Source organism: Micromonospora sp. NPDC050495, assembly GCF_040655175.1.
Classification (GTDB): domain Bacteria; phylum Actinomycetota; class Actinomycetes; order Mycobacteriales; family Micromonosporaceae; genus Micromonospora.
In genome coordinates, this window is sequence record NZ_JBFAJK010000003.1 from 297,240 (window position 1) to 313,017 (window position 15,778).

At 74.7% G+C, this 15,778-nt stretch carries 15 protein-coding genes; 3 read left to right on the forward strand and 12 right to left on the reverse strand.

Annotated elements, in window-relative coordinates:
- Positions 1-46: 46 nt before the first annotated feature.
- Both AB0I11_RS06615 and AB0I11_RS06620 read right to left on the reverse strand, forming a co-directional pair.
- Positions 47-610, reverse strand: a complete 564-nt coding sequence (locus AB0I11_RS06615; protein WP_357314366.1) for a dihydrofolate reductase family protein — start codon at positions 608-610, stop codon at positions 47-49.
- Between the two features lie 540 nt (positions 611-1,150).
- On the reverse strand, positions 1,151-2,410 hold the full coding sequence (locus AB0I11_RS06620) for an MFS transporter (protein ID WP_357314368.1): 1,260 nt from the start codon (positions 2,408-2,410) through the stop codon (positions 1,151-1,153).
- Positions 2,411-2,682: 272 nt separating this feature from the next.
- Here AB0I11_RS06620 and AB0I11_RS06625 point away from each other — a divergent pair, with 272 nt between their 5' ends.
- Positions 2,683-3,879: a hypothetical protein gene (locus AB0I11_RS06625; RefSeq protein WP_357314370.1), complete on the forward strand. Its 1,197-nt coding sequence runs from the start codon at positions 2,683-2,685 to the stop codon at positions 3,877-3,879.
- A gap of 66 nt (positions 3,880-3,945) precedes the next feature.
- On the opposite strand, the gene htpX is transcribed toward AB0I11_RS06625, so the two are convergent.
- The 7 genes from htpX to AB0I11_RS06660 all read right to left on the reverse strand — a co-directional run bounded on the left by htpX (position 3,946) and on the right by AB0I11_RS06660 (position 11,564).
- Positions 3,946-4,824, reverse strand: a complete 879-nt coding sequence (gene htpX, locus AB0I11_RS06630; protein WP_357314373.1) for a zinc metalloprotease HtpX — start codon at positions 4,822-4,824, stop codon at positions 3,946-3,948.
- 152 nt (positions 4,825-4,976) lie between these two features.
- On the reverse strand, positions 4,977-6,440 hold the full coding sequence (locus AB0I11_RS06635; RefSeq protein ID WP_357314375.1) for a proton-conducting transporter membrane subunit: 1,464 nt from the start codon (positions 6,438-6,440) through the stop codon (positions 4,977-4,979).
- Between the two features lie 46 nt (positions 6,441-6,486).
- A complete protein-coding gene (locus AB0I11_RS06640) occupies positions 6,487-7,992 on the reverse strand; it encodes an NADH-quinone oxidoreductase subunit M (RefSeq protein ID WP_357314378.1) in 1,506 nt (501 codons plus the stop codon).
- Positions 7,989-9,905 carry an NADH-quinone oxidoreductase subunit L gene (locus AB0I11_RS06645; RefSeq protein WP_357314380.1) on the reverse strand — a complete coding sequence of 639 codons (1,917 nt, stop codon included), beginning with the start codon at positions 9,903-9,905 and terminating at the stop codon, positions 7,989-7,991. The genes AB0I11_RS06640 and AB0I11_RS06645 overlap by 4 nt, the downstream gene beginning before the upstream one ends.
- Positions 9,902-10,324 (reverse strand): NADH-quinone oxidoreductase subunit NuoK, encoded by a 423-nt coding sequence (gene nuoK, locus AB0I11_RS06650; RefSeq protein WP_357314382.1) that lies wholly within the window; start codon positions 10,322-10,324, stop codon positions 9,902-9,904. Before nuoK ends, AB0I11_RS06645 begins: the two co-directional genes overlap by 4 nt.
- A complete protein-coding gene (locus AB0I11_RS06655) occupies positions 10,321-10,983 on the reverse strand; it encodes an NADH-quinone oxidoreductase subunit J (RefSeq protein WP_357314384.1) in 663 nt (220 codons plus the stop codon). The genes nuoK and AB0I11_RS06655 overlap by 4 nt, the downstream gene beginning before the upstream one ends.
- Complete coding sequence (locus AB0I11_RS06660) at positions 10,980-11,564, reverse strand: NADH-quinone oxidoreductase subunit I (protein ID WP_357314386.1); 585 nt, start codon at positions 11,562-11,564, stop codon at positions 10,980-10,982. Before AB0I11_RS06660 ends, AB0I11_RS06655 begins: the two co-directional genes overlap by 4 nt.
- 152 nt (positions 11,565-11,716) lie before the next feature.
- Between AB0I11_RS06660 and AB0I11_RS06665 the strand changes: the two genes are divergently transcribed.
- On the forward strand, positions 11,717-12,292 hold the full coding sequence (locus AB0I11_RS06665) for a Uma2 family endonuclease (RefSeq protein ID WP_357314389.1): 576 nt from the start codon (positions 11,717-11,719) through the stop codon (positions 12,290-12,292).
- Here AB0I11_RS06665 and AB0I11_RS06670 read toward each other — a convergent pair.
- On the reverse strand, positions 12,273-12,695 hold the full coding sequence (locus tag AB0I11_RS06670; protein WP_357314391.1) for an ester cyclase: 423 nt from the start codon (positions 12,693-12,695) through the stop codon (positions 12,273-12,275). The two genes, AB0I11_RS06665 and AB0I11_RS06670, sit on opposite strands and share 20 nt — an antisense overlap.
- A gap of 89 nt (positions 12,696-12,784) precedes the next feature.
- Here AB0I11_RS06670 and AB0I11_RS06675 point away from each other — a divergent pair, with 89 nt between their 5' ends.
- Positions 12,785-13,831 carry a glutathione S-transferase C-terminal domain-containing protein gene (locus tag AB0I11_RS06675; RefSeq protein WP_357314393.1) on the forward strand — a complete coding sequence of 349 codons (1,047 nt, stop codon included), beginning with the start codon at positions 12,785-12,787 and terminating at the stop codon, positions 13,829-13,831.
- 117 nt (positions 13,832-13,948) lie between these two features.
- Here the strand turns inward: AB0I11_RS06675 and nuoH are convergent, their stop codons facing one another.
- Together nuoH and AB0I11_RS06685 are read right to left on the reverse strand one after the other, a co-directional pair.
- Positions 13,949-14,911, reverse strand: a complete 963-nt coding sequence (gene nuoH / locus AB0I11_RS06680; protein ID WP_357314396.1) for an NADH-quinone oxidoreductase subunit NuoH — start codon at positions 14,909-14,911, stop codon at positions 13,949-13,951.
- Complete coding sequence (locus AB0I11_RS06685) at positions 14,911-15,723, reverse strand: NADH-quinone oxidoreductase subunit C (protein ID WP_357314398.1); 813 nt, start codon at positions 15,721-15,723, stop codon at positions 14,911-14,913. The genes nuoH and AB0I11_RS06685 overlap by 1 nt, the downstream gene beginning before the upstream one ends.
- Positions 15,724-15,778 lie beyond the last annotated feature (55 nt).

Genomic DNA, 15,778 nt, shown 5'->3' on the forward strand with positions numbered 1-15,778 from the left:
ACGAGGCCGGCCAGGCCCTGTCACCCGGGCGCCCAGATCAGCGTGGTCAGTGGCCGAGCGGGCGGTACCGGAGGTGGACGACGCCGTTGCCGAAGCGGCGCTCGTCGAGGAGCGCGAAGTCGGTGCGCACGTCGGTGGGCAGCCCCGGCTTGCCGCCGCCGACCGCCGTGGGCCAGACCAACAACTGGCACTCGTCGACCAGTCCGGCCCGGATGGCTTGTGCCGCCAGGTTGGCGCCTCCGATGGCGATGTCGCTGCTGGCCGTGGCCTTCAACTGGCGTACGACGGCGGGGTCGAAAGTGCGCTCCACGCTGGTGGCGGCCGTTGACACCGCGGTGAGGGTCGTGGAGTAGACGACCTTGTCCGCCGCTTGCCAGACGCTCGCGAAGTCAGCCATGAGGCTGGACCGCGCGGCCAGGGAAGGGTCGGTCTCCCAGACCGCCATCTTTTCGTACAGGCGCCGCCCGTACAGGAGCGTGCCCACCGACCGCAGGAGGTCGGTGGTGAACGTGAATACCTCGTCGTCGGGCGGGAACCAGGCGAAGTCCCCGTTTTCGTCCTCGATGTAGCCGTCGAGCGACACATTGGTCACGTAGATCAGCTTTGCCATACCTCTGCCTCCCGGTGCGCGTAGGACCCGTTCGGGACGTCACCCTCGCCTGCTGGCTGGCTGGCTGGCTGGCTGAGCGTCACGTCCGTTCCGGGACCGGGCAGACCTCGCCGCCCTCGCCGGTGCTACGAACGACTCGGCCCGGATCCGACGCCATCCGGAGAGAAAGTTCCACTGACTCCGCTGCTGTCGCTGAGCGGTGTCGTGAGCGGCTCAAGGATGGCATGCCCAGCGACCGGCGGCCCGCCCAGTTACGCGCTGTGACAGCCGAGCCGGAGCGGCAGCCAACTGGCACCCCTCGGGTGAAGCTGATGTGTAGCGGATCGACTGGAGCCCGACGATGCTGCGGCGGCGGTCCGGCCCACCGCCGCCGGCTCCCCGGACGATCCGTGCGGGGAGCCGGTCAGCGGGTGAAGATCAGCAGCAGCACCACGGTCAGGATCGCGCTGATCAGGATCGACCCGAGGCAGCCGATCCGGTTCGAGAAGAAGAGGAACATCCCGCCCGGGTACCCATCGGAACGGATGTGATCCGTCCCGGTCAGGCGGCCACCGGCTGCTCGGCGCGGACCGCGGCGGCCTCGGCGCGGGCGATCGGACCGGTGGGGAGCGCGGCGACCGCGGCCCCGACGGCGACCGCCGCGCCGGCGAAGACGAAGGCCCACGGCACGCCGCCGGCATGGTCGACGATGAGGCCGGCCACCGCGCCGCCGGCGGCGCTGGCCGCCACCGACATGGTGACCACCCAGGTGTACGCCTCGTTCAGCATGCCCGTCGGGGCGATCCGGCCGACCAGGGTGTTCTCCAGGGTCAGCGCGGGGGCGATGGTGGCCCCGCCGATCACCAGGGCGACGCCGAGCGCCACCGGGCCGGGCATCAGCGCGAAGACGCCGAAGCTGGCCGCCACGGCGCCGAGCAGCCAGGCGAACTGGCGGGTCATGTTGGCGGCCGGCGGGCGTACGCCGAACCAGAAGCCACCGGCGGCGCTGCCGATGCCCCAGACCGCGAGCAGCACGCCGGCCAGGCTTTCCGGGTCGCCGGTGCCGGCGGTCCCGGCGAAGGCCGGGACGATCACGCCGGCCGCGCCGAACGCGATGCCGATGGTGGCGATACAGAACAGCAGGGCCGGGAAGCCGCCGACCCGCAGCGGGCCGAGGCCCTTGGCGTGGTGCTCGCGCGGGTGCGGCCGCCAGCCGCGCATCACCCGGCCGAGCGCGACGGCGCTGGTGCCGACCAGGGTGACCACGGCGGCGCCGACCAACGCGGCGGCGGCGTCGGCGAGCAGCACGAACGCGGCCACCAGCAGCGGGCCGAGAACGAAGACGACCTCGAAGAGCGAGGTTTCCGCGGCGAGCGCGGTGTTGCGCAGGTGGGCCCGGCCGGAGACCGGGGCGGTGAGGTCGTTCCAGGCGCCCCGGATGGCGGCCGTGAGCGGCGGGTAGGTGGCGCCGGCGACGCCGGCGGCCAGGTAGATCAGGCCCAGGTTGTCGGACCCGGAACGGCTGGCCCCGAGCAGCCCGAACAGGGCGAGCGGGTGGGCGACCGCCGTGGCCAGCAGCACGGGGGTGGGGCCGACCCGGTCGGCGATCCGGCCGGCCACCGGGCTGAGCGCGGCCCCGGAGAGGGCGTAGACGCCGCCGGCGACGGCGGCCAGCGCGTACCGGTGGGTCACGTCCTCGACCACGAGCAGGAGCGCCAACGGGGTCATGCCGATCCCGAGCCGGCCGACGATGCCGAGCACGAGCAGCATCGGCGCGCCGGGGATCCGCCAGACGCCGAGGTATTGGCGCAGTGCGGCCAAGGGTGCACCTCCGGTACGGAGTGGTAACGAGTGGATTTCCCTCCGACCCTAACGCCGCAGGTCGCCGGGGAGATGGTCGGCTGCCTCACACCACCGTCCGGGGCGGGGGTGCTTCGACGGCGCGGAAAGGGTAGGTTGCTGATCGAACTGGGTCCATGGCTCCGCAGACTCCGCCCGACGCCGTACGGAGGTTTGATGACCGGCACCGCTGTCGAGTCGCCACCGGTCGGGGCTGGGCCCCGGCACGGCGGGAAAGCGGACCAGCCGAGCCGATGACCGACGCCGACGAACGGCTCGCGCCACCCCCCGGCTACCGGGCGCTGTTCCGCCACCCGGTCGCGTCCCGGCTGGTCATCGCCCGCGGCGTGTCCGAATTGGGCGACTTCGTAGGGCTGGCCGCGCTGCTGCTGCTCGCCTATGACCAGACGCAGTCGGTGCTCGGCCCGGCCGCCGTGTACGCCGCCCGCGCGCTGCCCGCCCTGCTGGTCGCCACCGTGTTCAGCGGCTGGCTGGACGTGCCGGCCCGGCGCACCATGCTGGTCGGGCTGTCGCTGGCCGGGGCGGCGCTGATCGCCGTCCCCACGGTGACCCCCCGGGCGCTGCCGGCGATCGTGGCGGCCGGCCTGCTGGGCGCGGTCCGGGCGGCGTACTCGAGCGTGAACGTGGCGATCGCCGCCGAGGCCGTGGACACCCCGCTGCGGCTGCCGCTCTTCGGCCTCTCCGCCTTCGCCAACCAGGTCGGCCAGGTGACCGGCCTGCTCGCCGGGGCCAGCGTGACCGTGGCGCTCGGCCCCCGGGTGGCGCTCCTGGCGGACCTCGTGTCCTTCCTGATCGCCGCGGTCATTCTGGCCGGGCTGCCGGCCGGCGGGGGGAAGCACCGGACGGCGCGGCCCCCGGCCACCGCGGGCGTACGCACCATCGCCGGCCATCCGGTGCTGCGCGGCGTCGCGGTGCTCACCCTCGGCACGGTGCTCTCCGGCGCGCTGCCCGAGACCCTCGCCCCGGACCTGGCCGGCGGCGGCTGGCGCCCCATCGTGCTGGCCGCCGCGCCGCTCGGCGGCGCGATCTTCGTGTTGGTCGCCGGGCGGCGGGCGTGGCTGGGCCGGGTCGGCGGTCAGGTGGTCGCGGTCGGGGCGCTCGGCGGGGCGTTCCTGCTGGCCTCGGCGCTGGTCGCCGGGCACGCGCCGGTGTGGGCGCTGGCGGCGGCGAACGCGTTGATCGGCGCGGGCGGCGGCTGGCTGATCGGGGCGCAGGCGACCTTCGCCCGGCTCGCGCCGAAGGAGCGGATGGGGCAGGTCGAGGCGACCATCGTGGCCTCGAACATCGTCGTCGCCGGCTGCGGGATCTTCCTGCTCGGCAGCACCGCCGAGCTGTTCGGCCCGGCCGCCGCGTACCTGGCCGCGGGGGTGGTGCTGCTGGTCGCGGTGCTGGTCACCCGCCCCGACCGGCTGCCCGGGGCCACCGCCTGAGACACCGTTCCGGTTGCGACACGACTCCGCCCGCGTCCGGGCGGACGCGGGCGGAGGTCGCTGGGATCAGCGCTGGAACTGCACCGGACCGGCGTTGCCGGCCATCTGCTCCAGGCGGGCCACCCGCTGTTCCATCGGCGGGTGGGTGGCGAACATCGCGGCGATGCCGCCGCCCCGCTTGAACGGGTTGTCGATCATCAGGTGCGCGGTGCTGGTGAGGTTGCCCTGCGCCGGCAGCGGGCGCAGCTGCGTACCCGCGTGGATCTTGCGGAGGGCGCTGGCCAGCGCCAGCGGATCCCGGCTCAGCTCGGCCCCGGACTGGTCGGCCTGGAACTCGCGGCTCCGGCTGATCGCCAACTGGATCAGGGTGGCCGCGATCGGGCCGAGGATCAGGGTGAGCAGCAGCACGGCCGGGTTCGGGCCGTCCTCGTCGTCGGAGGAGCCCAGCGGGATGAACCAGGCCAGGTTGGCCAGCATGGTGATGATGCCGGCCAGGCCGGCCGCCACGCTGGAGATCAGGATGTCCCGGTTGTAGACGTGCGACAGCTCGTGCCCGATCACGCCGCGCAGCTCCCGGTAGTCCAGGACCTCCACGATGCCCTGGGTGACGCAGACCGCCGCGTGCTGCGGGTTCCGCCCGGTGGCGAACGCGTTCGGCTGCGCCGTCGGGCTCACGTAGAGGCGGGGCATCGGCTGGCCCGCCTGGGTGGAGAGCTCCCGCACCATCCGGTACAGCTCGGGGAACTGTGCCTCGCTGACCGGTTGCGCCCGCATCGAGCGCAGCGCGAGCTTGTCGGAGTAGAAGTAGGTCACGCCGTTCATCAGCAACGAGATGACGACGGCGATGACGAGCCCGCCGCTCCCGCCGAACCAGTAGCCGACCGCGAGGATGAGCGCGGTCAGCAGGCCGAGCAGCGCTGCGGTCTTGAAACGGTTGTGATGCACGATCGCTCCTTCGGTGCGCGGGCCCGCGCGGGGACCCGCTGACCGGTTCAACACACCGGTACCCGTCAACCATCCGGCCCATGGCTGAAAGTTGGCTGAGGAATCCTGTGTGCCGGCTGTGCAGGCCGAGCACCGGGGGACGAACCGCCCCCTCAGCGGCCGGCCACCTCCAGCACCACCTGCGGGGCGAAGCCGAGCAGCACCGCCAGCGCGGTGGCCACCCCGAGCGCCAGCGCCACCACCCGCGCCGGCCGGGCGGTCGCCGGGCCCGGCGCCGCGTACAGGGTGGCCGCCAGCCGCAGGTAGTAGGCCAACCCGAGGACCGCGTTCACCGCCACCACCAGGGCGAGCCAGCCGGCGTGCCCGGCGAGCAGCGCACGGACCACGGTGACCTTCGCGAACAGCCCGGCCAGGCCGGGCGGCAGGCCGGCCAGCCCGATCAGCGCGAGCGCGAAGGCGCCACCCACCCAGGGGTGCCGGCGGGCCGCGCCGGACAGGTCGGCCAGGGTGCCGCCGTCGCCGTCCGCCGGCCGCAACGCCACCACCCCGGCGAACGCGGCCAGTTCCAGCAGCACGAAGAAGACGGCGTACGCCACGGCCGCCGCGTACGCGCCCGACCGGGCGTCGGCGGTGCGACCGCCGGCCAGCGCCAGCGCGCCGAGCGGGGCGAGGATGTAACCGGCCTGGGCCACCGAGGACCAGGCGAGCAGCCGGACCGTCCGCCGCTGCCGCAGCGCCACCAGGTTGCCCACCGTCATGGTCAACACGGCCAGCGCCGCCAGCACCGGCCCGGTGACGCTCGCCGGCAGCGCCCGCTCGACCACCGCCAGCACGGCCACCACGCCGCCCAGCTTCGAGGCGGTGGAGAGGTACGCGGCGACCGGCAACGGCGCCCCGTCGTAGGTGGCCGGCGCCCAGGCGTGAAACGGCACCGCGGCGACCTTGAAGGCCAGCCCGGCCACCACCAGCGCCACCGCGACCGTGGTCAGCGGCAGGTCGAGCAGGTCGTCCCGGGCCGCCAGGGTGGCCCCGAGCCGGTCCAGGTGCAGGGTCCCGGCGACCGCGTAGAGCAGCGCCGCGCCGAGCAGGGTGAGCGTGGTGGCGACCACGCTGACCACGAAGAAGGTGACCGCCGCCTCCGCCCCGGCCAGGCTGCCCCGGCGGAGGCCGACCAGCACGTACAGCGGCAGGGTGAGCGTCTCCAGCGCGACGATCAGAGTGATCAGGTCGCCGGCCGCGCCGAGCACCACGCCACCGGTCAGCGCGCAGGCGAGGAGGAAGCAGTACTCCCCCACCGGCACCCGGCCGGAGCGCAGCAGCGGACCGGAGAGCGCCAGCACCCCGAGGGTGAGCAGCGCGAAGACCACGGCGACCAGGGCCGCCCGGCCGCCGTACAGCCAGGAACAGTCGGCGCCGACGCAGAAGGTGCGGCGGGTGCCGCCCGTACCGGCCAGGCCCGCGCCCAGCGCGGTGACCGCCGACCCGGTCGCCGCCACCGCCACGGTCGCCGCGGGCCGGGCCGGCAGCAGGTCGACCAGGAGCACCAGGACGGCCGTGCCGCCGGCCAGGTACGCCGGCAGCAGCGCCACGTGGTCCACGCTCTGCACCAGGCTCATGCCGGCACCTCGCCACGCTGGCACGCCGCTCGCCGACGCTCGCTGATCATCGGGTGACCACCCCCAGCAGGGCCGCGACCGGGCCGGCGGCGTAGGACAGGACGAGCGCGGGGACCAGCCCCACGGCGAGAGCGAGCAGCACCAGCGGCGTCCAGGCGGTCAACTCCGCCCCGGCCAGCCCCGGGCCGAGCCGGCCCACCGCCGGGCTGGGCCGGCCGTGGGTGACCCGCCGCAGCAGCCGCAGCACGTACGCGGCGGTCAACGCCCCGCCCAGCGCGGCCAGCACGGCCAGGGTGGTCCACAGCCCGCCGCCCCGCTGGACGGCGGCCACCACGGCGAACGCCTCGCCCCAGAAGCCGGCCAGGCCGGGCAGCCCGAGGGAGCCGATCGCCGCGAAGCCGAGCAGCCCGGCCAGCCGGGGCGCGCTCTCCCGCAGCCCGGACAGCTCGGCGAGCGACCCGGTGCCGGCCCGGTCCTTGATCGCCCCGGCCAGGAAGAAGAGCAGCCCGGTGAGGACGCCGTGCGCGATGTTGCCGATCAGCGCGGCCTGCAGGCCGGTGGCGGTGAGCGTGGCGACGCCGAGCAGCACGAAACCCATGTGCCCGACGCTGGAGTACGCGATCAGCCGCTTCAGCTCGTCCTGGGCCAGGCAGACCAGCGCGCCGACCAGGATCGCCGCGACGGCGAGCGCCCCGAGCACCGGGGCGGCCCAGCGGGCACCCTCCGGGGCCACCCCGACCGCCACCCGGATCAGGCCGTACGTGCCCATCTTGAGCAGCACCCCGGCCAGGATCACGCTGCCCACGGTGGGCGCCTGGGTGTGCGCGTCGGGCAGCCAGGAGTGCAGCGGCCAGAGCGGGCTCTTCACCGCGAAGGCGAGCGCCAGCAGGGTGAACGCGGCCAGTTGGGTGCCCCGGGACAGCCCGGCGCCGCCGGTCAGCACCATCAGGTCGGCGGTGCCGGCGGCGGCCACCACGACGTAGACGCCCACCAGCAGCAGCACCGAGCCGAAGAGGGTGTAGAGCGCGAACTTGCGGGCCGCCCGCCGCCGGTCCGCGCCGCCCCAGCCGGCGATGACCGCGTACATCGGCAGCAGGACGACCTCGAAGAAGAGGAAGAAGAGCACCAGGTCGAGGGCGAGGAAGGTGCCCAGGATGCCCACCTCGACCACCAGCAGCAGCGCCACCAGGGCCCGCCCGCTGCCGCCGGCAGGCACCCGCCACAGCGAGTACCCGCAGCAGAGCACGGTGAGCAGGGCGGTGAGCACCACCAACGGCCAGGAGATGCCGTCCACCCCGAGGTGGAAGCGCAGGTCCAGGCCGGGCACCCAGGGCAGGTCGAGCTGGTGCCAGGGCTGGACGGCGGGCCTCGGCCCGTAGCCGAACCAGCCGTGGTCGCCGCCGACCAGCGCCACGGTGGCCAGCAGGGTCAGGCCGGCGGCGACCGTGCCGACCAGCCGGCCGGCGCGGTCGCCCGGGACGAGGGCCGCCGCGATCGCGCCCAGGGCCGGCAGCGCGAGCACCGCGACGAGCAGGAACTGTCCCCACGTCATGCGGCCACCCCGATCAGCGCGACGGCGATCCCGATCAGCAGGGCGCCGGCCAGCACCGCCGCCGCGGCCCGGGGCAGGGCCGCCCGGTGCAGCCCGGCCAGCCCGCCACCGAGCGCCATCGCCGCGCGCCCGCTCCCCTCCACCAGGCCGTCCACCCCCAGCTCGTCACCGGCCCGCACCACCCGCGCCAGCCCGGTGGCCGGGCGTACCACGAGGGCGTGCTGGACGTCGTCGAGCCGGAACGCCCGGGCGAAGAGCGGGCGCAGCGGACCTAGGAAGCGGGCCGGGTCGGCGGCCGGGTCGCGGCGCCAGCCGGCCCAGGCGACGCCCGCCCCGACCAGCAGCAGCAGGAACGGCAGGAGCAGGTTCGGTGCGAGGTGGACCAGCTCGACGGCGGGCCCGCTGTCGTCGGCGGGCACCCGGAGCCGGTCGGCGAACCAGGGCGCGAACGCGGCCAGCCCGAGCAGCGCCGCCGGGACGGCGAGCAGCAGCACCGGCCAGCGCAGCAGGGCCGGCGGGTCGTGCGGCCGGGCGAGCGGCATGCGGGCGGTGCCGAGGAAGGTACGCAGCAGCAGGCGGGTGGCGTACCAGGCGGTGACCGCGACGCCGAGCAGCCCGCCCAGCCAGACCAGCCAGGCCACCCAGGCCGGCGCGGGGCCGGTGCCGTCCAGTGCGGCGGCCTCGGCGGCGGCGAGCACCCCGTCCTTGCTCCAGAAGCCGGCCAGCGGCGGCACGCCGGCCAGCGCGCCGAGCCCGACCACCATGCACCAGAAGGTCACCGGCATGGCCGGGCGCAGGCCGCCCATCCGGGACATCAGGGTGGTGCCGACGGCGTGGATCACCGCGCCGGCGGCGAGGAAGAGCAGCGCCTTGAACGCGGCGTGGGTGAGCAGGTGGAACAGCGCCGCGGCGGGCGCCCCGACGGCGAGCGCGCCGGTCATGTAGCCGATCTGGGAGACGGTCGACCAGGCCAGCACCCGCTTGATGTCGTCCTGGGCGGTGGCCGCGAACGCGCCGAGCAGCAGGGTGACGGTGGCCAGCACGCCGAGCACGGCGAGCGCGGCCGGGGCCTGCGCGAAGAGCGGGTAGAGCCGGGCCACCGCGTACACACCGGCGGCGACCATGGTGGCCGCGTGGATCAGCGCGGAGATCGGGGTGGGGCCGGCCATCGCGTCCGGCAGCCAGGTGTGCAGCGGGAACTGGGCGCTCTTGCCGGCCACCCCGGCGAGCAGCAGCAGGCAGGCCACGGTGAGCGTGCCGGCCGGGTAGTCGTGGGCCAGCACGTCGGCGATCCGGAAGCTGCCCGCGCCGACGCCGAGCAGCGCGATGCCCAGCAGGAAGCCGACGTCACCCACCCGGGTGACCAGGAACGCCTTCATCGCGGCGGCCGGGGCCTCGGGCAGCCGGCGGTCGTGGGCGATCAGCAGGTACGAGCAGATGCCCATCACCTCCCAGCCGACCAGCAGCAGGATCAGGTCACCGGAGACCACCACGGTCAGCATCGCGGCGGTGAAGAGGCTGATCTGCGCCGCGTACGGCGGGTAACGGTGGTCGACGTCGACGTCGTCGTGCGGCCCGCGCCGCAGGTAGCCGATCGAGTAGACCTGCACGGCCAGGGCCACCGCGCTGACCGCCACGGCGACCAGCAGCGCCGCCCCGTCCAGCCGGTACCCGAGGGTGACCGGCAACCCGCCCAGGTCGACCCAGGTGGTCGAGCCCTCGACCGGGCCGTCCACCCGCAGCACCAGCAGCACCGCGACGACCAGCGCGACCGCCGCGCCGGCCACGCCGAGCGTGATCGCCGCCCGCCGGGCCCGGTCCGCCCCGGTCGCCGCGCCCGCCGGCAGCAGCAACCCGAGCAGACCCACGAGCAGGGGTACGCCCGGCAGCGCCACCGCGAGCAGCCCGGTCACCTCGCCTCCTCCGCCCGGTCGTCGCCCGCGCTCCCACCGCTGGTGGTCGGTGCGCTCCCGCCTGCGGTCGGCGTGCTGCCGCTGGCGGCGGCTGCGGCGGTGGCCGGCACGGGCGCCTCGGTGAGCGGCACGTCGTCGACGGTGACGCTGGCCCGCAGCCGGTAGAGCTGGAGCACGATGGCCAGCCCGACGCCGATCTCGGCGGCGGCGAGCACGATCACGAAGAGCGCGAAGACCTGCCCGGTTTGCGGCAGTTGGGCCCGGACCGTGGTGTCGGCGGTGACCAGGATCAGGTTGACCGCGTTCAACATCAGTTCGACGGCCATCAGCACCAGCACGGCGTTGCGGCGGCGCAGCACGCCGTACGCGCCGAGGCCGAACAGGAGCGCGGCGGTGACGTACGGGATGACGGGTCTCACCGGCGCCCGCCCTCCTCGCTGCTCCCACCGGCCGCGACCGCCGCCGGTCCGCCGCCCGGCGCGGCGGTCCCCGGGCCGGCCGGGGTCGGGCCGGTGGCGGCGGTGGCCGGGCGCGGGCCGGGGCGGCCGGGGTCGGCCGGCGCGGCCGCCGGGTCGGTGCCCGGGCGGCCGATGTCCGGGCGGGACAGCACGATCGCGCCGACCAGGGCGGCGAGCAGCAGCACCGAGAGCACCTCGAACGGCAGCACCCAGGAGCGGAACACCTGCTCACCGAGGCGTTCGGCGGTGCCCGCGGCAGGCAGGTCCACCCGGGACCAGCGGAACGCGTCCACCAGCAGCACCGCGAGGCCCAGCGCGCTGCCCCCGCCGATCAGCGCGGCCGGCCAGCCGGGCCGGTCCAGGTCGTCGGAGACGCCGATCGGAGCCCGGGTGAGCATCACCGCGAAGAGCAGCAGCACCACCACCGCGCCGACGTAGATGAGCACCTGCACCCAGGCCACCAGCTCGGCGCTGAGCACCAGGTAGTCGCCGGCCAGCGCACCCAGGCAGACCACCAGCCAGAGGCCGGCCCGGACCAGGTGCCGGGTGCCGACCACCAGGGCGCCCGCGCCCACCGCCACCGCGCCGAGGGCGAGCAGCAGCACGTCCGCACCCGTCATGACGGCGCGCCCCCGCCCTGCCCCGCGCCGGGCTCGGGGCGTACCCCGGTCGGCCGGGCGGTGGGTGCGGCGGCCTTGCGGGCCGCGGTGGTCTCCTCCTTGGACGGGTCGCCGTGCGGGTCGTGCGCCGGCGGCGGCGGGACCGTGCCCATCCACTCGCCCAGGTGGTCCTTGTCGTGCAGCAGGTTCTTGATGTCGTACTCGGCGTACTCGAACTCCGGGGACCAGTAGAGCGCGTCGAACGGGCAGACCTCGACGCAGATGCCGCAGTACATGCAGAGCGAGAAGTCGATGTCGAACCGGTCGAGCACGTTGCGCTGGCGGGGGCGGGCGGCGCCGGGCACCGCCACCTCCTCCTTGTGCGAGTCGATGTAGATGCACCAGTCCGGGCACTCGCGGGCGCAGAGCATGCAGACCGTGCAGTTCTCGGCCAGCAGCGCGATCACGCCCCGCGAGCGCGGCGGCAGCTCGGGCGCGACGTCCGGGTACTGCTGGGTGGTCGAGCGGCGGGTCATCGTCTTCAGCGTGACCGCCAGGCCCTTGACCAGCCCCTCGCCGTGGCCGCCGCCGCGCTCACTCACGCCGTCGCCCCGCTGCGCCGGCTGGTTCGCTCGCTGCGCTCGCTCATGCCGCCCATCCTGCCCTGTGCCCCCGGCGCGCGCGACCACCACCCGGACTGTTGGCGGCGGTATCGTGAGCGCGGGGAGAACGACGCACCGGGAAGGGCTCACCGATGACCGCCGCGCTGGAGAGCGATCACCCGCCGGAGCGCGAGTGGACGACCGACGATCTGGACGCGCTGCCGGAGGACGGTCGCCGCCGCGAACTGCTCGATGGAGTGCTGCTCATGTCCCCCTCCCCCACCCGGATGCACCAGAGCATCGCTGCCCTGCTCATGGTGGCGCTCGATGAGGACTGCCCCGACGGGTACGACGTGACCCAGGCGGTCGGGGTGCGGATCAACCGAACCCGCTCCTTCATCCCGGACGTGCTGGTCACCACCGCGGCCGCGGCCGCCCGCGAGCCGTCCCGGTACGAGCCGCACGAGGTGGCGCTCGCCGTGGAGATCGTCTCGCCCAGCACCCGGTCCATCGACCGCGTCCTCAAGCCGGCGCTCTACGCGCAGGCCGGGATCCCGTTCTACTGGCGGATCGAGATCGAGGACGAGGGTCTCGTCGTCTACACCTACAAGATCGATCCGGTGCACGAGGTCTATGCGGAGACCGGCCGGTGGACCAAGTTCGTCGACACCGGCGAGCCCTTTCCGGTGAACCTGCCGATCAGCCGGATCACGCCTCGCCGGGTGTGAGCGGGGGCAGCATCTCCACGCCGAGCTGCTGGAGCACCTGGAACAGCTCGTTGACGCTCCACACGTCCACGATCCGGCCGCTGTCGTCGAAGCGCAGGAACGACGCGCCCGAGTAGCTGACCACCCGGCCGGTCGGCGGCACCGGGCCGAACTGGCCGGCCTGGGTGCCGGCGGCCCGCCAGTGCACGGCCACCCGGTCACCGGCGGCGACCAGCTCGACGATCTTGTAGCGGAGATCGGGGAAGGCCGCCCGCCGCTCCCGGTGCCAGGCCAGCGCGGCGGCCGGCCCGGTCCCGCCCAGCCCTGGGCAGTCCCCGGCGACCAGGTCGTACGCGCTCTCCTCGCGGCCGGCGTTCCACACGTCGGCGATGAAGCGTCGGGCCGCCGCCTCCAGGTCGGTCACCGCGGCAGCGTAGCCGGCCGGCCCACTCGGCCTGCCGGCGGTCGCGACAGCGGCCATGATGGGAGCCGACGACAACCTCGGGAGGCGGCGTGAGCGACAAGGGCGACGAGATCCTCGACCGGACCGGCGGCAAGTACGTCGAGCCCGGCGGCGAGTTCACCCGGGACCAGCGCTACATCGCCACCCGGATCACCGCCGACGGGCGCGACGGCTGGCCGGTGGAGCCGGGCCGCTACCGGCTGGCGGTGAGCCGCGCCTGCCCGTGGGCGAACCGGTTGATCATCGTCCGCCGGCTGCTCGGGCTGGAGGACGCCATCTCGATGGCGGTGGCCGGCCCGACCCACGACAAGCGGAGCTGGACCTTCGACCTCGACCCGGACGGCCGGGACCCGGTGCTCGGCATCGAGCGGCTGGCCGACGCCTACTTCCGACGGTTCCCCGGGTACGAGCGGGGCATCACCGTGCCGGCGCTGGTGGACGTGCCGACCGGGCAGGTGGTCACCAACGACTACGCGCAGATGAGCCTGGACCTGTCCACCGAGTGGACGCAGTACCACCGGCCGGGCGCGCCGGACCTCTACCCGGAACCGCTGCGCGACGAGATCGACGAGGTCAACGCGGTGGTCTTCGCCGACGTGAACAACGGGGTCTACCGGTGCGGCTTCGCCGGCCACCAGGAGGCGTACGAGCGGGCGTACCACCGGCTCTTCGACCGGCTGGACTGGCTGAGCGAGCGGCTGGCCGGGCAGCGTTACCTGGTCGGCGACACGATCACCGAGGCGGACGTGCGGCTGTTCACCACGCTGGTCCGCTTCGACCCGGTCTACCACGGGCACTTCAAGTGCAACCGGCAGAAGCTCAGCGAGATGCCGGTGCTGTGGGCGTACGCCCGGGACCTGTTCCAGACCCCGGGCTTCGGCGACACGATCGACTTCGACCACATCAAGCGGCACTACTACGAGGTGCACCGGGACATCAACCCGACCGGTGTGGTGCCGCTCGGCCCCGACCTGTCCAACTGGCTCACCCCGCACGGGCGGGAGCAGCTCGGCGGCCGCCCGTTCGGCGACGGCACCCCGCCCCCGCCGCCCCCACCCGCCGAACGGGTCGACCCGGCGCACACGCCGCTGCGCTGAGACCACGGGTCGGGCGGTCCCCGCCGCTGCCGAACGCGCACGGCGGGGACCGCCCTCGCGACGCCAGCCGGACGGCGGGGACCGCCCTCGCGACGCCAGCCGGACGGCGGGGACCGCCTACATCGCCAGGCGGACGGCGGCGGTGAGGACGAGCTGGGCCAGGGCGAGGGGGACCAGGACCAGCCAGCAGAGGCGCTGGAGCTGGTCCTCGCGCAGGCGCGGATAGCTGACCCGGAGCCAGATGATCACGAACGCGACGGCGAACACCTTGATCAGGGTCCAGAGCCAGCCGAGCTGGGCGTCGGCGAACGGGCCCTGCCAGCCGCCGAGGAAGAGCACGGTGGTCAACGCCGAGATCACCACGATGCCGACGTACTCGGCGAGCAGGAAGAACGCGAAACGCAGGCCGGTGTATTCGGTCATGTAGCCGAAGACCAGCTCGGAGTCGGCCACCGGCATGTCGAACGGCGGCCGCCGGATCTCGGCCAACCCGGCGACGAAGAAGATCACCATGGCCGGCGCCTGCCAGAGCAGCCACCACGGCCGCCACGCCTCGACGATGCCGGAGAGGCTGAGCGTGCCGGCGGCCATCGCCACCGAGGCGGCGGCCAGCACCAGCGGCAGCTCGTAGCCGAGCAGCTGGGCGGCGCCGCGCAGCCCACCGAGCAGGCTGTACTTGTTGGCCGAGGCCCACGCCGACATGAGCACCGCGAGCACCCCGATGCCGACCACGGCCAGCACGAAGAAGAGCCCGATGTCCAGCGGCTGCCCGACCAGGTCGCCCGGACCGAGCGGGATCACCAGCAGGGCGAGCAGGTACGGCACCAGCGCCACCGCGGGCGCCAGCCGGAACACCGGCCGGTCCGCGTCGCGCGGCGTGACGTCCTCCTTCTGCACGAACTTGATCCCGTCGGCGACGAGCTGCGCCCAGCCGTGGAAGCCACCCGCGTACATCGGGCCGAGCCGGCCCTGCATGTGCGCCATGACCTTGTGCTCGGTCTGGCCGACGATCAGCGGCAGGACGAGGAAGGCGACCAACACGCCCGCCACCCGCAGCACCACCTCCAACCAGGCGGGCATCAGGACTCCTCCGCCTCGGGCCCGGCCTCCCCGGCCGGCTCCTGCCGAGCCGGGCCGGTCGGGCGCTCACCCGGCGTGGGCCGCACGGGCCGCTCCGCCGCGTCCGCGGGACGGTCGCCCGAGGCCGGGCGCGCGGGACGGTCGCCCGGGGCGGGACGCGCGGGACGTTCCCGGGCCGGGCGGGCGGGCGTACCGCCGCGCGGGCCCTCGCCCACCCCGGCCGCGCCGGCCGGCGTGGGGGTCGTGCCCCACTCCCCCGGCGCCGGTACGCCCGGCGGCCGGATCGGGCGGCGGCCGCCGCCGGCCTCGGACTCGCCCGGCTCCTTGGCGCCCGGCCAGGGCTTCGCCACCCGGGAGGCGAGCACGAACTCCTTGCGCAGCGGATGTCCCTCGAACTCCGCCGGCAGCAGCAGCGGGCGCAGCTCGCCGTGCCCGTCGAACCCGATGCCGAACATCTCGTACGTCTCGCGCTCGTGCCAGCCCGCGCCGGGAAAGAGGTCGACGACCGACGCCACCGTGGGCGCCGCGCGGGGCACCCGGGTGCGCAGCAGCAGCCCGTGCCGGGCCCGGGTGGACCACAGGTGGGCCACCACGTCGAAGCCGTCGACCAACTCGTCCACCGCCGACAGCCAGTCGAAGAAGTCGAGGTCCAGCTCGGCGTCGTCGCGGACCGCGCGCACCGCGTCCCGCCAGCTCGACGGGGGTACGTCGACGGTGGCCCGGGCGTACCCCTGGCCGCCGGAGACCGACGCGGCGACCTCGACGGGGGCGAGCAGCGCGAGCACCCGCTGGCCGACCTGGTCCGGAGTCATGCCGCTGATCCTAGGGCCTGCCCGGCCGGGCCCGCCCGGGCGAGCCGGGCCCACC